A 21,901-nucleotide genomic window follows, 5' to 3' on the forward strand; every position below is an offset into this window, starting at 1 on the left:
GCGATGCCTCGCCGGGCATGTCCAGCTAGATCACGATAGGCTGATGGATGTGGAACGTCCGGAGTTGTCCATCGCGGTGCAACGGGCTCCCGGCGAGACGGTACTCAAGCTCGCCGGCGAGATCGACATGCTCACGGCCGCCCGGCTTTCCAACGCTGTCAGCGACGTCCTGACCGAGCCGCCCACGCGCATCGTGCTCGACATGGCGGGCGTCACGTTCTGTGACTCTCAAGGGCTGGGCACCCTCGTCGTCCTCAGCCGCAAGGCCAGCCGCGCGCAGAGCGTGTTGATGCTGACCAACGTCGGCGACTTCCTGCAGCGTGTGCTGGATATCACGGGCCTGCGGTCCGCGCTGATGGTGCGCTGACACCCCCGTCCCGCGACGCCGTCAGTGGCACGACGATCAATGTGTCGCGCAGCTCCTGCACGACCGGCGCGGGCAGCAAGCCCCGCGCGATGAGGTCTTCCACCGAGGCGAACTCGCCCCGGAGGCTTCGGTCCGCGACGATGATCTGCGCGGTCTGCACCGGGATACCGGGCAGGGCCCCGAGAACGTGCACCGGTGCGCCGTTGATATCGACGAGACCGCCGTCGTCGAAGGACCCCGGCAGGTCGGGCCGCCCGATGAGCAGCTCACGGGCGATCCCGGGGTGCGACCAGAGCAGTTCGCGGGCCTGTTGGCGGCGTACCCGCTGCTCGACCGTGCGGACGGCGTCCGGGTCGAGGCGTGTCCGCCGCGGCATGACCTGGAGTATCGCCGCGTGCACGGCACCGCCGAGCGACACCACGATGAGCATCAACATCCCGATGTCGGACCGGAGCGTGAACGCATCCTCGTCCGCGCCGAAGAGCAGGCAGCCCGCGACGGCTAGTACCAGGTAGCCGGCGGCCAGCACGCCGAGCACGCGGCTGCGGCGGTGCACCGCGAACGCGGCCATCAGCATCCAGGTCAGCGAGCCGGCGCTGAACACCGGCACGAGCACCGCACCGAACCGGGCCCACGCCGGCAGCTCCTTGGCGGCGGGTAGCTGCGGAGACGGCGGGCCCGGGGCGTACGGCATGTACGGCATATGTGGCATGTATGGCGGCAACGGTGGCGGTGCCGGCGACCCGGGCGGTGCCGGGCTCATCGGCATGGACAGCCCTGGATCGCTCCGGAGGATCTGCTGGTGCAGATCCTGTAGCTGTTCGCCCGGCTCGACCCCGTACTCGTCCGCCAGGAAGTCCCGGGCCTCCCGGTACGCGGCGAGCGCCTCGGCCTGCCGGCCGCACCGGTACAGGGCGAGCATCAGCAGGTAGCGCAGCTGCTCGCGAAGCGGGTACTCGGCCACGAGCCGGCGCAGCTCTGGCACGAGCGCGGCGTGGCGACCGAGCCCGATGTCGATCTCCGCCAGCGCCTCCAGGGCGCCCGCCCGGCTGTCCCCCAGCCGCTCGCGCGCAGCCTCGAAGACCCGCCCGGTGAGCCCCGCAAGCGGCTCGCCCCGCCACAGGGCGAGCGCGGCCTGCAGCTCCGGGCCGGCCGTCGTGAGCTGACCGGCGGCCCAGGCGCCTCGGGCCCGGCGTACCCGCCGGTCGAAGACGTCGGCGTCGAGGCCGCCGTCCGGGACGTTCAGCACATATCCGGCGCCGGTGAGCGACAGCGTCTGGCCGGGGGTACGGGGTGAGCGGTCCGGCTCCAGCACCCGGCGCAGCCCGGCGACGTACTTCTGGACGACGTTCGCGCCGTTCTCCGGCGGGTCGTCCGCCCACACCGCATCGACGATCTGGGTGGTCTGTACCGGCCGGTTGGCGTTCAGCAGCAGCACGGCGAGCACGGCACGCTGCTTCACCGGACCGAGCGGCAGCTCCTCTTCGCTGTCGAAGGCCCGGACCGGTCCGAGGATCTCGAAGCGTTTCAGCTCTTACTCACCCCGTTGACCAGGACATACAGCCAAACCGCAGTCGGCCGCAGCGAGGCCGCAGCCATCAGCAGCATAGCCGCATCGATACCGCAGCCCGCCTCCTCACGATCTGGGCATACCTCCACTCACACCAAAGGAAAGCCATGAAACGACGGATCGCCCTGACCCTGGCGGCGAGCGTGCTGCTCGCGGGCGGCTGCGCCGAGAAGGCAGCGCAGACGCCAGCCACGACACCTTCCGCGACGCCTTCCGCGGCACCGCCCGCGTCTGCCAAGGACAAGCTCCTCGCAGCCGCTCCGGACGAGTCGTCCGAGCGCTTCCGGTTCACCCAGAAGGTCGCGGGGACCACCGGCACCGGTGTGGTGGACGTCGCGGGCAAGCGGCTCCACTACACCACCGAGTACAAGGATCCGAGCGTCGGATTCACGATGACGATGGCCTTCCTGGTCATCGACCAGGAAGCCTGGGTCAAGATCACCTTCAGTAACACCCAGAGCGTCAGGGGCCTACCCAAGCTGCCGAAGGCGTGGCTCCACGTGGACCGGTCAAAGGTCCCCGACCTGAAAAACCTGACCTCCGACGACCTCGACCCGGGAAGCGCCGCAGCCCTCTTCGGCTCCATTGTGGACGTCACCGAGTCCACCGCCGGCTCGTACGCCGGCACTCTCGACCTCACCAAGACGGCCGAGGCCGAGGTGGTCGAACCCGACGCTCTCACCGAGCTCGGCGACAAGGCGAAGGCCCTGCCATTCCGAGCGACCGTCGATTCCGCCGGACGGTTGACCGCGGTCAGCTTCGACGTGCCCGCGCTCGGGAAGGAGCCGGCCTTCACCTACGAGACGAAGTACAGCGACTACGGCACCGCGCCCGCCGTTGAAGAACCGCCGGCGGATCAGGTCCAGGAGGCGCCGGCCGAGGCGTACGAGTTCCTGAACGGCTGAGGCGACAGACGGCCGCACCGCCTTTCATACGGGGGAAGGCGGCGCGGTCGACTGTCGCTTAAGAGCCCCAGCGGGCCTGCTCCAGCAGGGCCACCGCCCGGTCCCGGCTGTCCGGATCGGCCGACCGCAGCAGCGCGGTGGCCTCCTCCACGGCCTCGATGAGCGCCCGCCACTGCGTCTCCCGCTCCCGTACGACCTCGGACTGGGCGTTGAGCTGCTGCGTCTTGATCCACAGGTCGACGAAGACGGAGACCTTGGCACGCAGCACCCACGGGTCGAACGGCTTCGTCAGGTAGTCGACCGCTCCCACGGAGTAGCCGCGCAGGGCGAGCTGCGCGTCCCGGTCGGCGGCGGTCAGGAAGATGATCGGTACGTGGCGCGTACGCTCCCGCCGCTTGATGTGGCTCGCCGTCTCGAAGCCGTCCATGTCGGGCATCTGCGCGTCAAGCAGGATCACCGCGAAGTCGTCGACGAGGAGCTGCTTGAGCGCCGCCTCGCCGCTCTCCACCGCCACGGCGTGCACCGGCAGGCCCTGCAGGATGGCCTCCAGCGCGACGAGGTTGTCGCGCCGGTCGTCCACCAGAAGCGCCTTTGCGACACCCATCAGTTGACAACCTCCCTGCCGCCACCGTTCACCCAGGCGGCCATCAGCTCGATCAGCTCGTCCAGGTCGACGGGCTTGGTGATGTAGTCACTGGCCCCCGCACCCAGCGCCGAGTCCTGGTCCCCGGCATCGCCTTGGCGGTCAGGAACACCACCGGCAGATCGGCGAAGCGGTGGTTGCGGCGGATGGCGCGGGTCGTCTCGTAGCCGTCCTGGTCCGGCATCATCGCGTCCATCAAGACGATGTCCACCTCCGGATGCTCTGCCAGCAACCGTACGCCGTCCACCCCGTTGTCCGAATACAAAACCGTCATTCCGTGCAGCTCCAACGCGCTGGTCAAGGCGAAGACGTTGCGCACGTCGTCGTCGATGATGAGCACGGTGGCGCCGTCCAGCTTGCGCGTCGAGGGCGACGGCGGCCGCTCGGCTTCGAGGCCCTGCCGCAACAGCGGCAGATCCGCCAGGTTGGGCAGGTCGGGCAGGCTGGCCCTGCTCACGGGCAGCGGGATCGGCAGCGTCGCCTGCAACGCATCCGGCACGAGTACGTCCGGCACCAGCAGCGTGAACGTGGAACCCTGGCCGGGCGTCGACGCCACCGTGATCGTGCCGCCGAGGAGTCGGGCCAGGTCGCGACTGATCGACAGGCCCAGGCCGGTGCCGCCGTACCGCCGGCTCGTGGTGCCGTCGGCCTGCTGGAACGCCTCGAAGATGATGTCCAGCTTCTCGTCCGAGATGCCGATGCCGGTGTCCACGACGGTGAACGCGATCACCGGCCGGGTGGCCGTGCCACGCTCTTCGGGCGGCGCCGGCGCGATGCGCAGCGTCACCGAGCCGCTGTCGGTGAACTTGACCGCGTTGGACAGCAGGTTGCGCAGGATCTGCTGGAGCCGCTGGGCGTCGGTGACCACCGCCGCCGGCAGCCCGCGCCCGAGGGTGACGCTGAAGTCCAGGCCCTTCTCCTCGGCCTGCGGCGCGAACGCCTGCTCCACGTACGCCTGGATGTCCTGGAAGCCCACCTCGGTTGGCTCGACGTCCATCCGGCCCGCTTCGATCTTCGACAGGTCGAGGATGTCGTCGATCAAGGAGAGCAGGTCGGAGCCGGCGCTGTGGATCGTGCGGGCGAACTCGATCTGCTTGTCGGTCAGGTTGTGCTCGGGGTTGTCGGCCAGCAGCCGGGCCAGCAGGAGCAGCGAGTTCAGCGGCGTACGCAGCTCGTGGCTCATGTTGGCGAGGAACTCGGACTTGTACGCCGACGCCCGGGACAGCTGCTGTGCCTTCTCCTCCAGGCCGATCCGGGCCATCTCGATCTCGCGGTTCTTGGTCTCGATGTTGCCCTTCTGCTCGGACAGGAGCTGCGCCTTGTCCTCCAGCTCGGCGTTGGTGCGCTGCAGCTCCGCCGACTGCTCCTGCAGCTCGTGCGCCAGCCGCTGGGACTGGGAGAGCAGTTCCTCGGTACGCCGGTTGGCCTGGATCGTGTTGAGCGCGATGCCGATGGTCGACACGAGCCGCTCCAGGAACGAGATGTGCAGCTCGGAGAACGCGTTGACCGACGCGAACTCGATCACGCCGAGCATCTCGCCCTCGAAGAGGATCGGCAGGACGACGATGTCCTTCGGCTTCGCGGTGAGCAGGCCGGACCGCAGGGTCAGGGCGCCGCCGGGGTCGGTGCCGACCCGGATCATGCGCCGCGACACCGCGGCCTGCCCGATCAGTCCCTCCCCGGTCCAAACACCACCTCATTGGTACGCGCGACGTAGCCGTACGACGCGGTGAGCCGCAGCCGGGTGATCGCCTCGTCGTTGTCGATCAGGAAGAACGCGCCGAGCTGGCCCTCGACGAGCGGGGTCACCTCGCCCATGATCATGCGGCAGACCTCGCCGAGGTCGCGCTGGCCCTGCAGCAGACCGCCGATGCGGGCCAGGTTCGAGTCGAGCCAGCCCTGCTCGGCGTTCTTCCTGGTGGTCTCGCGCAGGGTGACGATCATCTGGTTGATGTTGTCCTTCAGCTCGGCGACCTCGCCCTGCGCCTCGACGGTGATCCGCTGGGTCAGGTCGCCCTTGGTCACCGACGTGGACACCTGGGCGATCGCGCGCAACTGCGTGGTCAGCGTCGCGGCGAGCTGGTTGACGTTTTCGGTGAGGTCGCGCCACGTACCCGAAACGCCCTTGACCCTGGCCAGACCGCCCAGCTTGCCCTCGATGCCGACCTCGCGGCCGACCCGGGTGATCTCCTCGGCGAACGACGAGAGCTGGTCGACCATCGTGTTGACGGTGTTCTTCAGCTCCAGGATCTCGCCCTCGGCGTCGACGGTGATCTTCTGGGACAGGTCGCCCTTCGCCACCGCCGTGGTGACCGAGGCGATGTTGCGGACCTGAGAGGTGAGGTTGGACGCCATGAAGTTCACGTTCTCGGTGAGGTCGCGCCAGGTGCCCGAGACGCCGCGCACCTGCGCCTGACCGCCGAGCTTGCCCTCCGTACCCACCTCGCGGGCCACCCGGGTGACCTCCTCGGCGAACGACGAGAGCTGATCCACCATCGTGTTCATGGTGTTCTTCAGCTCCAGGATCTCGCCCTGCGCGTCCACCGTGATCTTCTGGGAGAGGTCGCCGCGGGCCACGGCGGTGGACACCTGGGCGATGTTGCGCACCTGGGCGGTGAGGTTGGAGGCCATGAAGTTGACGTTGTCGGTGAGGTCGCGCCAGGTGCCGGCCACGCCGCGCACCTGGGCCTGGCCGCCGAGCTTGCCCTCCGTACCCACCTCGCGCGCCACCCGCGTCACCTCGTCGGCGAACGACGAGAGCTGATCCACCATCGTGTTCACGGTCGACTTCAGCTCCAGGATCTCCCCGCGCGCATCCACCGTGATCTTCTGCGACAGGTCACCCTTGGCCACCGCCGTGGTGACGGACGCGATGTTGCGGACCTGAGAGGTCAGGTTGGACGCCATCGAGTTGACGTTGTCGGTCAGGTCGCGCCACGTACCGAGCACGCCCTTCACCTGGGCCTGGCCGCCGAGCTTGCCCTCCGTACCCACCTCGCGCGCCACCCGCGTCACCTCGTCGGCGAACGACGAGAGCTGATCCACCATCGTGTTCACGGTCGACTTCAGCTCCAGGATCTCCCCGCGCGCATCCACCGTGATCTTCTGCGACAGGTCACCCTTGGCCACCGCCGTGGACACCTGGGCGATGTTGCGGACCTGGGCGGTGAGGTTGCCGGCGAGCTGGTTGACGCTCTCGGTGAGGTCGCGCCAGGTGCCGGACACGCCGCGCACCTGCGCCTGACCGCCGAGCTTGCCCTCCGTACCCACCTCGCGGGCCACCCGGGTGACCTCCTCGGCGAACGACGAGAGCTGATCCACCATCGTGTTCATGGTGTTCTTCAGCTCCAGGATCTCGCCCTGCGCGGCGACCGTGATCTTCTGGGAGAGGTCGCCCTTCGCCACCGCGGTCGACACCTGGGCGATGTTGCGGACCTGGGCGGTGAGGTTGGACGCCATCGAGTTGACGTTGTCGGTGAGGTCCTTCCAGATGCCGGCCACGTTGGGCACCTCGGCCTGACCGCCGAGCTTGCCCTCCGTACCCACCTCGCGAGCCACCCGCGTCACCTGCTCGGCGAAGGTCCGCAGCGTGTCCGTGAGCGAGTTGATCGTGTACGCCAACTCGGCGACCTCGCCCTTCGCCGAGACGGTGATCTTCTGCGACAGGTCGCCGCGGGCGATCGCCGTGGTCACCTGCGAGATCGAGCGCACCTGGCTGGTCAGGTTCGAGGCCATCGTGTTCACCGAGTCGGTGAGGTCGCGCCAGGTGCCGGCCACGCCGCGCACGTCGGCCTGGCCGCCCAGCGCGCCCTCGGTGCCCACGTCACGGGCCACCCGGGTCACCTCGTCCGCGAACGAGGAGAGCTGGTCCACCATCGTGTTGACCGTCCGGCCGATGCGCAGGAACTCGCCGCGCAGCGGACGCCCATCGATCTCCAGCGCCATGTGCTGGGTCAGGTCGCCGTCGGCCACCGCCACGATGACCCGGGAGATCTCCGTGGTCGGGCGGCCCAGGTCGTCGATGAGCGAGTTGATGGCGCGGGCATGGTCGGCCCAGGCGCCGTCGACGCCCTCCTCGTCCAGGCGCTCGGTGAGCCGGCCGTCCCGTCCGACGATCCGGCTGATCTTCCGGACCTCGAGGTTCTGCCGCTCCTGCAGCGACACCACGTCGTTGAACGCGTCCGCCACCTCGCCGCCGACTCCAGCGCGCCGGGGCAGCCGTACCTTCAAGTCACCGCGGCCCACCCGACGTAGCGCGTCCGCCAGCTCACGAAGAACGGCGGCCTCGTCGGTCATCTGCTTCGCCGTGGTCATGCGATTCCTCACTCACCCTCGGTGTCCACTCATCATTGCGCCTAGGCAGTGACAGATGCGAGCGTCCGGCTTGGATGAACCCGGTCGCGCGGTAGAGGATGCAAACGTGTCAGCGGAGGTCAGCGGTGCGGTGGTGCCCCCCTCGGTCGAGGAGCACACCCGCCACGTACGCCTACCCGCCGACCGCCGTACGCCCGCGGCCGCCCGGGCGGTCGTCCGCACCGTGCTCGCCGAGGCACACCTCGACGAGCTGCTCAACGAGGCCCTGCTGCTCACCACCGAGCTGACCACCAACGCGGTCGTGCACGCCGGCACCGAACTCGACATCGAGGTCGTCGCCGGCCCGACCGGCCTCACGGTGACGGTGACGGACTTCGAGGCCACCCCGGTGGAAAGCCTCACCGCCGGCCCGCGTAACGACAACATAGACATCTCTGATGTATCGGAACGCGGTCGCGGATTGTTACTGGTCGACCATTTCGCCAGCCGCTGGGGCACCACCCACATGCCCACCGGCAAGGGCGTCTGGTTCCGGCTGGACCGCAAGGAGCCCGTTCATCCGGCGGCGCCCGCGGACGGGCCGGCGCCCACCGCCGGTGCGCTCACCGCGCTGCTGCAGATCATGCCGGAGCCGCACGCCGAAGACGCGCTCGGCGACTTCGCCAGCCACCTGCTCGTACGGGTCGCCGAGCTGGTCGGCGCCGCCGGCGGTGCGGTACGCCTCGACCGCGGCGACGGCGCCGGCGCGCAACTCCTCGCCCGGTACGGCCGCCCGTCCGGCCCCGGCGCCGACCTGCTCCGCGTGCCGCTGGCCGTCAACCGCCCGTACGCCGGCGAGCTGGAACTCGACGTGGCACCGTCCGGATACGCCAGCCCGCTCGCCGCACTCGCCGCCGAACGCCTCGCCCTGCACCTGGAAAACGACCGCCTGCGCCGCGCCGACCTGCGCCGCCAGACCTGGCTCACGTTTCTCGCCGAGGCCAGCGAGCTGCTCGCACAGTCGCTCGACGTCAACCTCACGCTCGCGCTGATCCCCCAGCTCGTGGTGCCCCGCCTCGGGCAGTGGTGCGCGGTGCACACCACCGACGAGTGGGGCCGCCTCCAGCTCGCCGCCGCCACCCACGCCGACGAGTCCGCGCTGCCCGAACTGCACGCGATGTTTCTCCAGACCGGGCCGGACTCGGCGATCGCCCGGCTGCGGGAGGCGTCCCGCTCCGGCTCGCAGGTGCCGCTCAGCGCCCCGGCCGAGGGCTTCGCCGTACCGCTCGTGGCCCGCGGTCAGCGGCTGGGCACGCTCGCGGTCGGCCGGCACCTGCGCCACCGGCACGACGCCGACGAGATCGCGATCCTGGAAGACGTCGCCCGCCGGGCCGCCCTCGCCGTCGACAACGCCCGTATCCACGACGAGCGCCGCCGGGTGGCCCACACGCTCCAGCAGTCGCTGCTCCCGCCCGTACTGCCCGTGGTACGGGGCATCGGCTTCGCCGCCGAGTACGTGCCCACCGGCGACGCGGCCGAGGTGGGCGGCGACTTCTACGACGTGGTGCCGCTGCCCGACGGCCGCTGGCTGGTGGTGGTCGGCGACGTCTCCGGCAAGGGCGTACAGGCCGCGGCGGTCACCGGCCTGGTCCGCGACGTGATCCGGGTGCTGGTCCGGGACGGCAAGCCGCTGCCCGAGGCGCTCGGCCGGCTCAACGACACGCTCGTCGAACGCGGCGGCGGCCGGTACTGCACGCTGGCGCTCGCCGCGGTGGAGCGCGGCGACGACGGCCGGCTGGACGTCTCCCTGCACCTGGCCGGCCACGACCGCCCGGTCCTGGTACGCGGCGACGGCCGCGCCTCCTTCGTAGGTACCGGAGGCACCGCACTCGGACTGCTCGACTCCATCGCCACCCCGGTCGCCGCCGTACCCCTGGCCCCCGGGGACGCGCTGGTCTTCTACACCGACGGCGTGACCGAACGCCGGCGCGGTCGGGAGCTCTTCGGCCCCGAGCGGCTCCGCGACACGGCGGCGCCGCTGGCCGGCTACTCCGCCGACGTGGTGGCCGCCCGCCTGAAAACGGCCGCGATCGGCTTCTCCACCGAAGCCCCGCGAGACGACATAGCCATCCTCGTCCTCCGCAACGACCCAGACCCCACCTAGCCCTCTGCGCCCGCTCCCCGCGCCGCCCGCCCCTCTCTCCGCGCCGATCAAGGGCTTGCCCGTCGATCAAGGGCATATGGCCGTGGTTTGATCTCTTTTCCACGACCATTCGCCCTTGATCGACGCAGAAGTCCTTGATCGACGAAAGAGGAGAGAGCGGAACGGAGGGCTAGCTCTCCAGGGAAGCGCGGAGGGCGCGTTCGGTGGATCGCTGGTCTTCGGTCATGTTCTCCAGTTCCTCGGACTCGCCGACCTGGCGCACCTCGACCACGGCTTCCTGGCCCGGCCCGACCGCAACGTCCACGGGGCAGCGGGAGGCCCACTCGATGGCCTCTTCCCTCGATCGCACCTGGATGATGTAGAAGCCGGCGATCAGCTCCTTCGCCTCGGCAAACGGCCCGTCGACAACGGTGCGCTTGCCGTCCTTGTAGATCACCCGCGCGCCGGACGCGCTGGGGTACAAGCCCTCGCCCGCGAGCAGCACCCCGGCCTTGGCCAGGTCCTCGTTGTACTTCAGCATCGCGCCGATCAGCTCCTCCGGCGGCTGGGAGATGGCGTCGGTGGAATCGCCATCGACCTGCGGGTCGCCCTTGAGCAGCAGCATGAATCGCATCGTCGACACTCCTTCGATCTGTCGGAGCCACCCTGGCTCTATCAGGGCGTCGAACAAGGGAGAGCGACTTCGACCTTAGACGCCGAAAAATCTTCCGGGCGCCAGCCGGTGCCGCGGGTCGAAGCGGTTCTTGACCCGGCGTACGACGTCGGGGCTCGCGCCTGGACCCCACATGTCGACGGCCTCCCGCACCGCGGCCGGGGCGGACACGACGACGCAGGAGCCGGCCCGCCCGAGCAGTACGCCGCGGACGGCCTCCAGGATCGCGGTGATCCGATCGGGCTCGGTGCCCCGGGCAGTGCCGCGTGGATGACCCCGGCTCCGGCCGACCCGCGTACGGGCACGGTGACGCCGGCGGCGTCGCGTACGGCGTAGATCGCGGCGTGCAGGTCGGCGGTGGGCACGGTGATGCGCAGCGCCACGTCGCCGGCGCCGAACGGGTAGCGCCCCCACCACGGGGGTGCCTCGGTGCGGACCTCCGCGTCGCCGCCGAGCAGGTCGACGATCCGGGTGGACCGCTCGGCCACCGCCCCGGGCTCGCCCTCCAGCAGGATCGCGAGGGTGCCGGGGCCGCGCGGAGCCCGCTGGCGGGGCACGAGTACGGGCTTGGTGGTCGGGAGGTCCAGCTCCACGGCGGCCACCTGGACCGAGCTGGCCTGCACCTCGCGGACCAGGTCGTACAGCTCCAGCGGGGTCCACACCGACCGCTGCACCCAGGCGCGCGCGGCCGGCTCGACGTGGACCCGGAACGTGGCGGAGACCAGTACGCCCAGGGCTCCGAACGACCCGCACAGCAACCGCCCGACGCCCTGGTCCGTGTCGCCGGAGTGGGTCAGCGTGCCGTCCCCGTTCACGTAGCTGACGCCGAGGATCTGGTCGGCGGCGGTGCCGTAGCGGTGGGCGAGCGGGCCGGACTCGTCGGCCGCGATCAGGCCGCCGATGGTGGCGCCGGCCGACGGGCTGTCGAGCGCGAGCCGGCGCCGGGACTGGCTCAGCACGGCCTGCACCGCGCGCAGCGGTGTGCCTGCGCCGATCTCCGCGAGGAACTCGCCGGGCGGGTGGTGCCAGACGCCGGCGAGCCGGGCGGTGTCGAGCACCAGGTCGGCGCGGGTCGGGCGGGAGCCCCAGTCGAGCTTCGTCCCGGCGCCCCGCGCGACGACGGCGAGGTCGTGCTCGGCGGCGAACCGCACCGTGGCGGCCACGCCGTCCACCGTGGCGGGTGCGGCGACCCAGCTGGCCGGCACACCGGCGACCGTGTCCGTCGCGCCGGCCAGCCGCACGAACCGCATCCCGCAGATGTCCACGAGTCCCCGAAAGATCGCGCCGCGTGTCGGCATCGAACAAGTGTACGACTGGCTGCCACCCGACGCCATCCCGAGGGCTGCCGGTAACGTGGTCGGACGTGACCACCGAACCCGCTGCGACCCCGCCGGTTGCCAAGCGTGTCCCGGCCGAGCGCACCCACCACGGCGACACCGTCGTGGACGAGTACGCCTGGCTCGCCGACAAGGAAGACCCGGACACCATCGCCTACCTCAAGGCGGAGAACACGTACACCGAGGCCGCCACGGCTCACCTGAAAGAGCTGCGCGAGACGCTGTTCGAGGAGACCAAGCGGCGCACCAAGGAGACCGACCTGTCGGTGCCCAGCCGCAAGGGCGGCTACTGGTACTACACGCGCACGGTCGAGGGGCAGCAGTACGGCATCCAGTGCCGGCGGGCGGTACGGGACGGCGAGACGGACCCACCGTCCACGGTGGACGGCACCCCGCTGGACGGCGAGGAGGTGCTGCTCGACGGCAACGCGCTCGCCGAGGGGCACGAGTTCTTCGCCCTCGGTACGTTCGACGTCAGCCCGGACGGGCGGTGGCTGGCGTACAGCACGGACTTCGCCGGCGACGAGCGCTTCACGCTGCGGGTCAAGGACCTGAACACCGGCGAGGTGCTGGGCGACGAGGTGCCGGACACGTTCTACGGCACCGCGTGGTCGGCTACCGGCTCGACGCTGTTCTACCTGACGGTCGACGAGGCGTGGCGGCCGTACCGGGTGTGGCGGCACGCGGTGGGCACCCCGGCCGGCGACGACGTCATCGTGTACGAGGAGAGCGACGAGCGCTTCTGGGTCGGTGTCGACCTGACCCGCTCGGAGAACTTTGTCGTTATCGACGTACACAGCAAGGTGACCAGCGAGGTGCTGGTGATCCCGGCGAGCAACCCGACCGGCGAGCCGGCCGTCATCGCGCCGCGCCGGCAGGGCGTCGAGTACTCGGTGGAGCACCACGGGCATCGCTTCCTGATCCTGCACAACGACGGTGCGGAGGACTTCGCGCTGGCGTACACCTCGGCGGACGCCCCGGGCGAGTGGGCGACGCTCATCCCGCACTCCCCGGGCACCCGACTGGAGTCGGTCGACGCGTTCGCCAACCATCTGGTCGTCTCGCTGCGCAAGGACGGCCTGACCGGCCTGCGCGTGCTGCCGGTGGGCTCCACCGACACGTACGACATCGACTTCCCGGAGCCGCTCTACAGCGTCGGCCTGGAGGCCAACCCGGAGTACGCGACGGCGACCGTGCGCCTGCACTACGCCTCGCTGGTCACCCCGGATTCGGTGTACGACTACGACCTGGTGACCCGGGAGATGGTGCTGCGCAAGCAGAAGCCGGTGCTGGGCGGGTTCGACCCGGCGGCGTACGAGCAGCACCGCGACTGGGCCCTGGCCGACGACGGCACCCGGGTGCCGATCTCGCTGGTGTGCAAGGCCGGCACCCCGAGGGACGGCTCGGCGCCGTGCGTCATCTACGGGTACGGCTCGTACGAGGCCAGCATGGATCCCTGGTTCTCGATCCCGCGGCTGTCCCTGCTGGACCGTGGCGTGATCTTCGCGGTCGCGCACATCCGCGGCGGCGGTGAGCTGGGCCGCCGGTGGTACGAGGACGGCAAGATGCTGGCCAAGAAGAACACGTTCACCGACTTCGTGGCCTGCGCGCGGCACCTGGTCAAGGCCGGCTGGACCTCGTCCGACCGGCTCGTGGCTCGGGGCGGCTCGGCCGGCGGCCTGCTGATGGGCGCGGTCGCCAACCTCGCCCCGGACGCGTTCGCCGGGGTGGTCGCGCAGGTGCCGTTCGTCGACGCGCTCAACTCGATCCTCGACCCGTCGCTGCCGCTGACCGTGACCGAGTGGGAGGAGTGGGGCAACCCGCTCGACGACCCGAGGTGTACGCGTACATGAAGTCGTACACGCCGTACGAGAACGTGTCCGCTGTGGACTATCCGCCGATCCTGGCGGTGACCAGCCTCAACGACACCCGGGTGCTCTACCACGAGCCGGCGAAGTGGATCGCCCGCCTGCGGGCCACCACCTCGGGCACCTACCTGCTCAAGACCGAGATGGGCGCCGGCCACGGCGGCCCGAGCGGCCGGTACGACTCCTGGAAGGAGGAGGCGTTCGTCGCCTCCTGGGTCCTGGACCGGCTGGACCGAGCCTAGGGCCGCGCCGGGCGGTGTGCCGGGCCGCCGGGCCGGCTGGCCAGGTCGGCCCAGATGTCGTCCGGCACCGGGACGCCCTCGCGCACGCGGGTCATGCGGGTGGCCGACTCGATCTCGCCGGGGATCGGGCCGGCGCCCGCCGACAGCAACGCGCAGAACTCCTCGGCCCGCTGCCGAAACTCGGCCACCGGCCGGAACGCCGCGATCTCCATCGCGACGATGACCGTGCCGTTGCTGTCCTCCCGGGTGGTGAGGCCGGACACGCCCGCGCCGGAGAGCAGGCCGCCGATCAGCTCGATCAGCACGCCCAAGCCGTGACCGGCCTCCGGCGCGGCGAAGTCGACCACCAGCGCCGGTCGCCCCGGCGCGCGCGGCGCCGCTAGCGCCAGCGGGTTGGTGCCGCGACCGCCGAGGGCCAGCCCGACCGTCTCGTCGTTCGCGAGCAGCTGGACGTACTCGCCGAGCCGGCCGACGTGTTCGCAGTTGTTGATCGCGACGCTGGCCACGCCGTACTGGCGGGCCAGCCGCCGGACGTGGTCGACCGCCGTGCGGGCCGCGAGCTGCCCGAAGCCGCTCCGCCCGTCCACCACGGCCGCCGCGGCGCGGACACCGCCCAGCTGCGGCCGCGCCGCCGGGTCGATCCGCCCCGCGCGCACCATTTCGAGGTACGACGGGAGCCGGCGAACGCCGTGCGAATCGTGCCCGACGAGATCCGACTCGACCAGCGACGCGGCGACCACCTCGGCACCGGCGCGCGGGGTGCCGGCGGCGAGCAGCACCTTCGTCGCGATCGCGGTCAGGTCGTTGGCATGGACAAGGGTCATGAATGTGGTCCCAGACGGTGCGTTCCGCTACACGGGAACCTAATTCCATCACGCTGGTATGGAAGCCGTAAAGCCGAGCGCTTTTGGACACTTGCCGCGCTACGCCCGAGACCGCCTCAGCCCAGCGCGGCCGCCAGCAGCGCCGGATCCACATTGCCGCCCGAGATCACCGCGACCGTACGGCCAGCGGGCAGCTCCTCGCGGTGGAAGAGGCGCGCCGCGGCGGCCACCGCCCCGCTCGGCTCGACGACCAGCCGGCTCTCCCGGACGATCCGGGCCATCGCGGCACGGATCTCGTCCTCGCTGACGGTCACCACGCGATCGAGCCGGGCGCGCAGGTGGGCGAGGGTCAGCTCGGACAGGTTCACCCGCACGCCGTCCGCGATCGTGCGGTAGCTGCGCTCCTCCGGCCAGGTCACCAGGCGGCCGGCGGCCAGCGACTCCTGGGCGTCGGCGGCCAGCTCGGGCTCCACGCCGATCACGACCGCCCGCTCGCTGAGCGCGGTGACCGCGGTCGCCACGCCCGAGGCGAGCCCGCCGCCGCCCACCGGCACCAGCACGACGTCCACGTCCGGCAGGTCCTCGACGATCTCCAGCCCGGCGGTGCCCTGGCCGGCGATGACGTCCCGGTGGTCGTACGGCGGGATGAGCGTGAGGCCGCCCTCGGCCGCCCGCTGCTGGGCGACCGTGAGCCGGTCCGCCGGTGGTACGAGGACGACCTCGGCGCCGAGCGCCCGCACCTGTTCGATCTTGACGGTCGGGGCCACGTCGGGGATCACCACGGTGCAGGGTGCACCGGCCTTGCGGGCGGCGTACGCGAGGGCCTGCCCGTGGTTGCCCGACGAATGCGTGATCACGCCGCGGGCCCGCTGCTCGGCGGAGAGCCGGGCGACCGCATTGGTGGCCCCGCGCAGCTTGAACGAGCCGACCGGTTGCAGGCTCTCCGGCTTGAGCAGGAGCTGGTCGTCCCACCGGCAGGGCAGGAGCGGGGTGCGCAGGGTCACCCCGGCGATGCTGCGGGCCGCGGCGCGTACGTCCTCGATGGAGATCAGCTGCATGGCGTCAAGAATGCGCCTCGACGTCCCGGACAAAAGCCTAGAATCGCCCAATGACGACAGCGGATGACGCGCCGAACGGCAAGGGCGCGCGCGTCGCGGTCTTCGTCGGCGCCGCCATCGCGCTGCTGTCGCTCTGTTGCTGCGTCGGCTTGATCGTGAGCGCCGCGACCTGGGGCGACGACCTCTATCACCGGGTCACCCGGGAGCGCGGCGACACCGTACGGATGGGCACGGCCGGCCGGGACGGCGAGTTCGAGTTCACGGTCGTCCGCCTCGACTGTGGAGTGGCCCAGATCGGCGACTCGTTCGTCAGCCAGACCGCGGTCGGCCAGTTCTGCCTGGCCGAGATGACCGTGCAGAACGTCGGCACCAAGCCGGCGACGTTCACCGACACGCTGCAGCGGGCGTACGGGCCGGACGGGGTGCGCTTCGGCGCCGACAGTGCGGCCGGCATCCTTGCCAACTCCGACCAGCAGGTCTTCCTCAACGAGATCAACCCGGGCAACCAGGTGACCGCCGTCGTCGTCTACGACATCCCGCCCGACAGCCGGATCCTCAAGCTGGAGCTGCACGAGTCCGCGAGCACCCCGGGCCTGACCGTCAACGTCTAGGGCGTGTCTGGTGGATCTTGTGGGTGCGAGGCGAGGTCCAGGCGGCGACCGGTGCCGCTGGTCGTCGTCTGGGCCCGCCGCAGCCCCGCAAAGATCCGCCAGACACGCCCTAAGCTCGGCGGATCGCCACCAGGGCGATGTCGTCGTCCACCTCGGGGCCGGACAGCTCGGCGAGCAGCCGGTCGCAGAAGCGCTCGATGTCGGCGTCCACCCGCGACGCGGCGTTGGCCAGCGTGCTCAGCCCCTCGTCGATGTCGCTGCCCCGCCGCTCGATCAGCCCGTCGGTGAAGAGGACGAGCGTGCCGCCCTTCGGCAGGGTGAACTCGATGTCGTCCGGCCTATGCGCCCGGACGCCCAGCAAGGTGGCCAGGTGCTCGTGATACCGCACCTTCCGGTCGCGGGTGACCACCAGCGGGGGCAGGTGTCCGGCGCTGGCCATCCGGATGCGGCCGGTGCCCGGGTCGAGCAGCAGCAGGCAGAGGGTGGCCAGCTCGCCGGGCAGCAGCGTCCGCATCATCACGTCGACCCGGTGCAGCACCGCGCCGGGCGGGTGCCCCTCCACCGCGTACGCGCGGACGGCGTGCCGCAGCTCGGCCATCACGGTCGCGGCGTGCAGCGAGTGGCCGGTCACGTCGCCGATCGCCACCAGCAGGTCGCCTTCGATCATCGTCAGCTCGTAGAAGTCGCCGCCGATCTCGGTCTCCGCGCTCGCCGGCTCGTACCGCACGGCGATGTCCAGCCCGGCGATCTGGGGCACCCGCGGCGGCAACAGGCTGCGCTGCAACGTCACCGCGATCCGGTGCTCCTCGTCGTACGAGCGCTGCGCCTCGACCGCGGCCGCGACGGCCTGGGCGAGCTGGCGCAGCATCGGGTAGCCGGACATCTGGGTGCCGGTGGCGACGGCCACGTACACGGGCGCGCGGTCGACCCGCAGCCGTGCGATCGCGACGGAGACGGTGTCGCCGGCGGGCCACGCGGCGAGCGGCCATCCGCCGGGCGCGTCGACGCGTACGGCGATGCCGACCGGCGCGCCCGGATCGTCGACGTTCATCACGTGGATGGCGGTGGGCGAGTCCGGACCGTTCGTCGCGGCGGCCATGCCGGCGCCGTCGACCGTTTCGGCGAACACCACGGCCGGGCCCTCGAAGATGCGCGCGGCGCCGGCGGACGCGGCCTCCAGCAGCTTGGCGACGGACGGAGCCAGGCTCAGCGCGAGGGTGGTCTCGGCCAGCCGCGTCATCCGCTGGGCGAGCTGCTCGGCGTGCCGCCGGGCGTGGTAGTAGCGCAGCAGCGAGTGCACCGACGCGATCAGCTCGTCGGCCTCGAACGGCTCGGTCAGGTAGGCGTCCGCGCCCCCGGACAGGCCGCGCGTGCGGTCGATCATCTGCACGGCCAACGCCGACACGTAGATCACCGGCAGGGCGGCGTGCCGCTCGGTCGACTTGATCCGCTCGCACACCTCGAAGCCGGTCACGTCGGGTAGCTTCACGTTGAGGACGACGAGGTCGACCGGCTCGGCATCGACGAGCGCCAGCGCTTCCGCGCCGGTCCTCGCCTCGATGGTCCGGTGGCCAGCCGCCTTCAACCGGTCCACGAGCCGCTGGCGTTTTGCGGCGTCCTCGTCCGCCACCAGCACGACTGCAGACTCAGCCACGCAGAGAACTGTACGGGTTATGCCCCTCTCCTGCGCACACGCTCGCTGTGGAGTACCTTCGTCCCGTAACGGGAGGTCGCGAATGTCCTTGACAGTGAGCACCGAGCAGCGCGGCGACATGGTCATCGTCGTGGTCGCCGGTGAGCTCGACATGGCTACCGCACCGCAGCTCCAGGACCAGATCACCGACCTGCTCGACAAGGGGCGCAGCCGGCTGGTGTTCGACCTGGCCGAGGTGTCGTTCTGCGACTCGACCGGGCTATCGGTGTTCGTCCGCGCGAAAAACAACACCGACGAGGCCGGAGGCACGGTCCGGCTCGCCGCACCGCAGCGCGGCGTGCTGCGGATTCTCGAGGTCAGCGGCCTGGTCGAGGTGCTGGACACCTATCCCAGCGTCGACGAGGCCCTCGCCGCCGAGACTGCGCCCGTCACCGACTAACAACGTGATCAGGGCGTCCTTCAAGTCGTTAGAACGACTTGAAGGACGCCCTGATCACGAGACCTTGAGGCGCTCCGCGTCCGCCGAGGCGTCGTCGGGCTGCTCCTGCGACGCGCGCTCCGCGCGTACCCGCGCGAGGTAGTGCGCGACCTCCTTGTCGACCCGCTCCGGGGACCAGCCCAACACCCCGGCCATGAGCTCCGCCGCGGGCCGGGCCGCGGTCACGCCGCGGTCGAAGACCTCGATCGAGATCCGGGTACGCCGAGTGAGCACGTCTTCCAGCCGCAGCGCGCCCTCGTGGCTGGCCGCGTAGACCACCTCGGCGCGCAGGTAGTCGTCGGCCCCGTCGAGCGGCTCGCCCAGCGCGTGATCCTTGTCGATCAGCTCGAAGAGCTCGTCCACCAGCGTGCCGTACCGCCCGAGCAGGTGCTCGACCCGGGCGATGTGCAGCCGGTGCTCGGCGGCCAGGGCCCGGCGCTGGTTCCACCGCGCGGCGAAGCCGTCGGCACCGACCAGCGGGGTCCGGTCCGTGACCGACCCCGGCGCGGAGCCGCCCAGCCCGTCCACCGCCGCGTCCACCGCGTCCGCGGCCATCACCCGGTACGTGGTGAACTTGCCCCCGGCCACCACGACCAGGCCGGGCGCCGGGCTGCCCACGACGTGCTCGCGGGACAGCTTGGAGGTCAGTTCCGACTCGCCGGCCAGCAGCGGGCGCAGCCCGGCGTACACGCCCTGGACGTCCTCGCGCGTCACCGGCGTCACCAACACCCGATTGACCTGCTCCAGCAGGTAGTCGATGTCCTTCCGGGTCGCCGCCGGGTGCGCCTTGTCCAGATGCCAGTCGGTGTCGGTGGTCCCGATGATCCAGTGCCGCCCCCACGGGATGACGAACAGGACGCTGGTCGCCGTGCGCAGGATCAGGCCGGTCGAGGAGCGGATGCGGTCGCGCGGCACCACGAGGTGGATGCCCTTCGACGCCCGTACGTGGAACTGCCCGCGCTCGCCGACCAGCGCCTGGGTGTCGTCGGTCCAGACGCCGGTCGCGTTGATCACCTGGCGGGCGCGCACCTCCACCTCGCGCTCGGTCTCCTCGTCGCGCACCCGTACCCCGGAGATCCGGTCGCCCTCGCGCAGGAAGCCGACGATGCTGGCCCGGGACACGGCGTACGCCCCGTACGACGCGGCTGAGCGCACCAGGAACTCGGTGAACCGGGCGTCGTCCACCTGCGCGTCGTAGTACTGCAACGCGCCGATGAGCGCGTCCTTCCTGAGGCCGGGGGCGACGCGCAGCGCGCCGCGCCGGGTCAGGTGCCGGTGCCGGGGCAGGCCGCGCGAGTGTCCACTGGAGACGGCCAAGGTGTCGTAGAACAGGACGCCGGTGCCGGCGTACACGCGTTCCCAGGCGTGGTGCTGCAAGGGATAGAGGAACGGCACCGGCCGGACCAGGTGTGGGGCGAGGCGTTGCAGGAGCAGGCCCCGCTCCCGCAACGCCTCCCGGACGAGCGCGAAGTCCAGCATCTCCAGGTAGCGCAGGCCACCGTGGATCAGTTTGCTGGATCGGCTGGACGTACCACTGGCCCAGTCACGGGCCTCGAACAGCGCCACGGACAGGCCGCGGGTGACCGCGTCGAGCGCGGCACCCGCGCCCACCACGCCGCCACCGACGACCACCACGTCGAGCTCGGGCCCGCCGGCGAACGCGGCGAACGCCTGCTCGCGGGCCTGCGGGGACAGGGGTACGGGGTTCATCAGTCCACTTCCACCCAGTCGAGCGTGCGCTGCACGGCCTTCTTCCACTTGGCGTAGCCCTCGTCGCGCCGCTCCTGCGACCACGTGGGCTCCCACCGCTCGCTCTCGTTCCAGTTCTGCCGCAGCTCGTCGGTGGACTTCCAGAAACCGACCGCGAGACCGGCGGCGTACGCGGCGCCGAGCGCGGTGGTCTCGGCGACCACCGGCCGGCTCACCGGTACGCCGAGGATGTCCGCCTGGAGCTGCATGCACAGCCGGTTGGCGGTCACGCCACCGTCCACCTTGAGCACGTCGAGGTGGACGCCGGAGTCCTTCTCCATCGCCTCGGAAACGTCGCGGCTCTGGTAGCAGATGGCCTCCAGGGTGGCGCGGGCCAGGTGCGCGTTGGTGTTGTAGCGGGAGAGCCCGACGATCGCGCCGCGGGCGTCCGAACGCCAGTACGGCGCGAAGAGCCCGGAGAACGCCGGCACGAAGTAGACGCCGCCGTTGTCCTCCACCTGCGCGGCGAGCGACTCGCTCTGCGCCGCCCCGCTGATGATGCCGAGCTGGTCGCGCAGCCACTGCACGGCCGACCCGGTGACCGCGATCGAGCCCTCCAGGGCGTACACGGCCGGATCGTCGCCGAGCTGGTAGCACACCGTGGTCAGCAGGCCGGAGTTCGAGCGGACGAGCGACGTACCCGTGTTGAGGAGCATGAAGTTGCCGGTGCCGTAGGTGTTCTTCGCTTCGCCCTCGGCGAAGCAGACCTGGCCGACGGTGGCCGCCTGCTGGTCCCCGAGGTCCGCGGTCAGCGGCACCTCGCCACCCAGCGGCCCGCTGGGCAGCGTGACGCCGTAGCGGCGCGGGTCGGACGACGGGCGGATCTGCGGCAGCATCGACCGCGGGATGTTGAAGAACGACAGCAGCTCGTCGTCCCAGTCGAGGGTCTCCAGGTTCATCAGCATGGTGCGGCTGGCGTTGGTCACGTCGGTGACGTGCACGCCGCCGTCGACCCCGCCGGTGAGGTGCCACAGCAGCCAGGTGTCGGTGTTGCCGAAGAGGGCCTCACCGCGCTCGGCCGCGGCGCGTACGCCGTCGACGTTCTCCAGGATCCACTGCACCTTGCCGCCGGAGAAGTAGGTGGCCGGCGGCAGGCCGGCCTTGCGCCGGATGACGTCGCCGCGCCCGTCGCGGTCGAGCGCCGCGGCGATCTGGTCGGTGCGGGTGTCCTGCCAGACGATCGCGTTGTAGTACGGCCGCCCGGTGCGCCGGTCCCAGACCACGGAGGTCTCGCGCTGGTTGGTGACGCCGAGCGCGGCCAGGTCGGAGGCGTGCAGGCCGCGGGCGTTGAGCGCGGTACGGATGACCGCCGTGGTCCGCTCCCAGATCTCCACCGGGTTGTGCTCGACCCAGCCGGCCCGCGGCAGGATCTGCTCGTGCTCCAGTTGGTGGCGGGCGACCTCGTTGCCACCGTGGTCGAAGATCATGAATCGGGTGCTGGTGGTGCCCTGATCCACCGCGCCGACAAAGTCAGCCATGCTGGGTC

14 protein-coding genes and 2 pseudogenes are annotated in these 21,901 nt (G+C 70.9%); 6 read left to right on the forward strand and 10 right to left on the reverse strand.

Annotated elements, in window-relative coordinates:
* Positions 1–49 precede the first annotated feature (49 nt).
* Positions 50–367: an STAS domain-containing protein gene (locus Prum_RS18080; RefSeq protein ID WP_173083847.1), complete on the forward strand. Its 318-nt coding sequence runs from the start codon at positions 50–52 to the stop codon at positions 365–367.
* On the opposite strand, the gene Prum_RS18085 is transcribed toward Prum_RS18080, so the two are convergent.
* Positions 333–1,829, reverse strand: coding sequence for an AfsR/SARP family transcriptional regulator (locus Prum_RS18085; protein ID WP_173077615.1), 1,497 nt, complete (start codon positions 1,827–1,829; stop codon positions 333–335). The two genes, Prum_RS18080 and Prum_RS18085, sit on opposite strands and share 35 nt — an antisense overlap.
* Before the next feature lie 215 nt (positions 1,830–2,044).
* Between Prum_RS18085 and Prum_RS18090 the strand changes: the two genes are divergently transcribed.
* Positions 2,045–2,842, forward strand: a complete 798-nt coding sequence (locus Prum_RS18090) for a hypothetical protein (protein WP_173077616.1) — start codon at positions 2,045–2,047, stop codon at positions 2,840–2,842.
* Positions 2,843–2,900: 58 nt separating this feature from the next.
* Here Prum_RS18090 and Prum_RS18095 read toward each other — a convergent pair whose 3' ends face one another.
* A complete protein-coding gene (locus tag Prum_RS18095; RefSeq protein WP_173083849.1) occupies positions 2,901–3,449 on the reverse strand; it encodes a response regulator in 549 nt (182 codons plus the stop codon).
* Positions 3,446–7,799 (reverse strand): annotated as a pseudogene (locus Prum_RS18100) (HAMP domain-containing protein). Before Prum_RS18100 ends, Prum_RS18095 begins: the two are co-directional and overlap by 4 nt.
* A 55-nt stretch (positions 7,800–7,854) precedes the next feature.
* Here Prum_RS18100 and Prum_RS18105 point away from each other — a divergent pair.
* Complete coding sequence (locus Prum_RS18105; RefSeq protein ID WP_173077617.1) at positions 7,855–9,942, forward strand: SpoIIE family protein phosphatase; 2,088 nt, start codon at positions 7,855–7,857, stop codon at positions 9,940–9,942.
* A gap of 169 nt (positions 9,943–10,111) precedes the next feature.
* Here the strand turns inward: Prum_RS18105 and Prum_RS18110 are convergent, their stop codons facing one another.
* Both Prum_RS18110 and Prum_RS18115 read right to left on the reverse strand, forming a co-directional pair.
* A complete protein-coding gene (locus Prum_RS18110; protein WP_218577280.1) occupies positions 10,112–10,546 on the reverse strand; it encodes a YciI family protein in 435 nt (144 codons plus the stop codon).
* A gap of 50 nt (positions 10,547–10,596) precedes the next feature.
* Positions 10,597–11,892, reverse strand: a complete 1,296-nt coding sequence (locus Prum_RS18115) for an FAD-binding oxidoreductase (RefSeq protein WP_246277960.1) — start codon at positions 11,890–11,892, stop codon at positions 10,597–10,599.
* A gap of 143 nt (positions 11,893–12,035) precedes the next feature.
* Here Prum_RS18115 and Prum_RS18120 point away from each other — a divergent pair.
* Positions 12,036–14,041: pseudogene (locus Prum_RS18120) on the forward strand (S9 family peptidase).
* Here the strand turns inward: Prum_RS18120 and Prum_RS18125 are convergent.
* Together Prum_RS18125 and Prum_RS18130 are read right to left on the reverse strand one after the other, a co-directional pair.
* Positions 14,038–14,865: an Ldh family oxidoreductase gene (locus Prum_RS18125; RefSeq protein WP_173077619.1), complete on the reverse strand. Its 828-nt coding sequence runs from the start codon at positions 14,863–14,865 to the stop codon at positions 14,038–14,040. The pseudogene Prum_RS18120 and the gene Prum_RS18125 overlap by 4 nt on opposite strands.
* Positions 14,866–14,981: 116 nt before the next feature.
* Positions 14,982–15,923 carry a threonine ammonia-lyase gene (locus Prum_RS18130; RefSeq protein WP_173077620.1) on the reverse strand — a complete coding sequence of 314 codons (942 nt, stop codon included), beginning with the start codon at positions 15,921–15,923 and terminating at the stop codon, positions 14,982–14,984.
* A gap of 50 nt (positions 15,924–15,973) precedes the next feature.
* On the opposite strand from Prum_RS18130, the gene Prum_RS18135 reads away from it, so the two are divergent.
* Positions 15,974–16,534, forward strand: coding sequence for a DUF4352 domain-containing protein (locus Prum_RS18135; RefSeq protein ID WP_173077621.1), 561 nt, complete (start codon positions 15,974–15,976; stop codon positions 16,532–16,534).
* A 109-nt stretch (positions 16,535–16,643) separates the two neighbouring features.
* On the opposite strand, the gene Prum_RS18140 is transcribed toward Prum_RS18135, so the two are convergent.
* Entirely contained in the window at positions 16,644–18,188 is a 1,545-nt protein-coding gene (locus tag Prum_RS18140) for a fused response regulator/phosphatase (protein ID WP_246277961.1), read from the reverse strand.
* Positions 18,189–18,270: 82 nt separating this feature from the next.
* Here Prum_RS18140 and Prum_RS18145 point away from each other — a divergent pair, with 82 nt between their 5' ends.
* Positions 18,271–18,627, forward strand: coding sequence for an STAS domain-containing protein (locus tag Prum_RS18145; RefSeq protein WP_173077623.1), 357 nt, complete (start codon positions 18,271–18,273; stop codon positions 18,625–18,627).
* A 54-nt stretch (positions 18,628–18,681) separates the two neighbouring features.
* Here Prum_RS18145 and Prum_RS18150 read toward each other — a convergent pair whose 3' ends face one another.
* Both Prum_RS18150 and glpK read right to left on the reverse strand, forming a co-directional pair.
* Positions 18,682–20,376, reverse strand: coding sequence for a glycerol-3-phosphate dehydrogenase/oxidase (locus Prum_RS18150; protein ID WP_173077624.1), 1,695 nt, complete (start codon positions 20,374–20,376; stop codon positions 18,682–18,684).
* On the reverse strand, positions 20,376–21,893 hold the full coding sequence (gene glpK / locus Prum_RS18155; RefSeq protein ID WP_173077625.1) for a glycerol kinase GlpK: 1,518 nt from the start codon (positions 21,891–21,893) through the stop codon (positions 20,376–20,378). Before glpK ends, Prum_RS18150 begins: the two co-directional genes overlap by 1 nt.
* Positions 21,894–21,901 lie beyond the last annotated feature (8 nt).

This window comes from Phytohabitans rumicis (assembly GCF_011764445.1).
In the GTDB taxonomy this organism is placed as follows: Bacteria; Actinomycetota; Actinomycetes; order Mycobacteriales; family Micromonosporaceae; genus Phytohabitans; species Phytohabitans rumicis.

Excerpts from the sequence above, each read along its gene's own strand:
- Prum_RS18090 (WP_173077616.1), top strand. The coding sequence starts at position 2,045 with ATGAAACGACGGATCGCCCTGACCCTGGCGGCGAGCGTGCTGCTCGCG.
- Prum_RS18105 (WP_173077617.1), top strand. The coding sequence starts at position 7,855 with ATGCGAGCGTCCGGCTTGGATGAACCCGGTCGCGCGGTAGAGGATGCA.
- Prum_RS18110 (WP_218577280.1), bottom strand. The coding sequence starts at position 10,546 with ATGCTGCTGCTCAAGGGCGACCCGCAGGTCGATGGCGATTCCACCGAC.
- Prum_RS18115 (WP_246277960.1), bottom strand. The coding sequence starts at position 11,892 with ATGCCGACACGCGGCGCGATCTTTCGGGGACTCGTGGACATCTGCGGG.
- Prum_RS18125 (WP_173077619.1), bottom strand. The coding sequence starts at position 14,865 with ATGACCCTTGTCCATGCCAACGACCTGACCGCGATCGCGACGAAGGTG.
- Prum_RS18130 (WP_173077620.1), bottom strand. The coding sequence starts at position 15,923 with ATGCAGCTGATCTCCATCGAGGACGTACGCGCCGCGGCCCGCAGCATC.
- Prum_RS18135 (WP_173077621.1), top strand. The coding sequence starts at position 15,974 with ATGACGACAGCGGATGACGCGCCGAACGGCAAGGGCGCGCGCGTCGCG.
- Prum_RS18145 (WP_173077623.1), top strand. The coding sequence starts at position 18,271 with ATGTCCTTGACAGTGAGCACCGAGCAGCGCGGCGACATGGTCATCGTC.
- Prum_RS18150 (WP_173077624.1), bottom strand. The coding sequence starts at position 20,376 with ATGAACCCCGTACCCCTGTCCCCGCAGGCCCGCGAGCAGGCGTTCGCC.
- glpK (WP_173077625.1), bottom strand. The coding sequence starts at position 21,893 with ATGGCTGACTTTGTCGGCGCGGTGGATCAGGGCACCACCAGCACCCGA.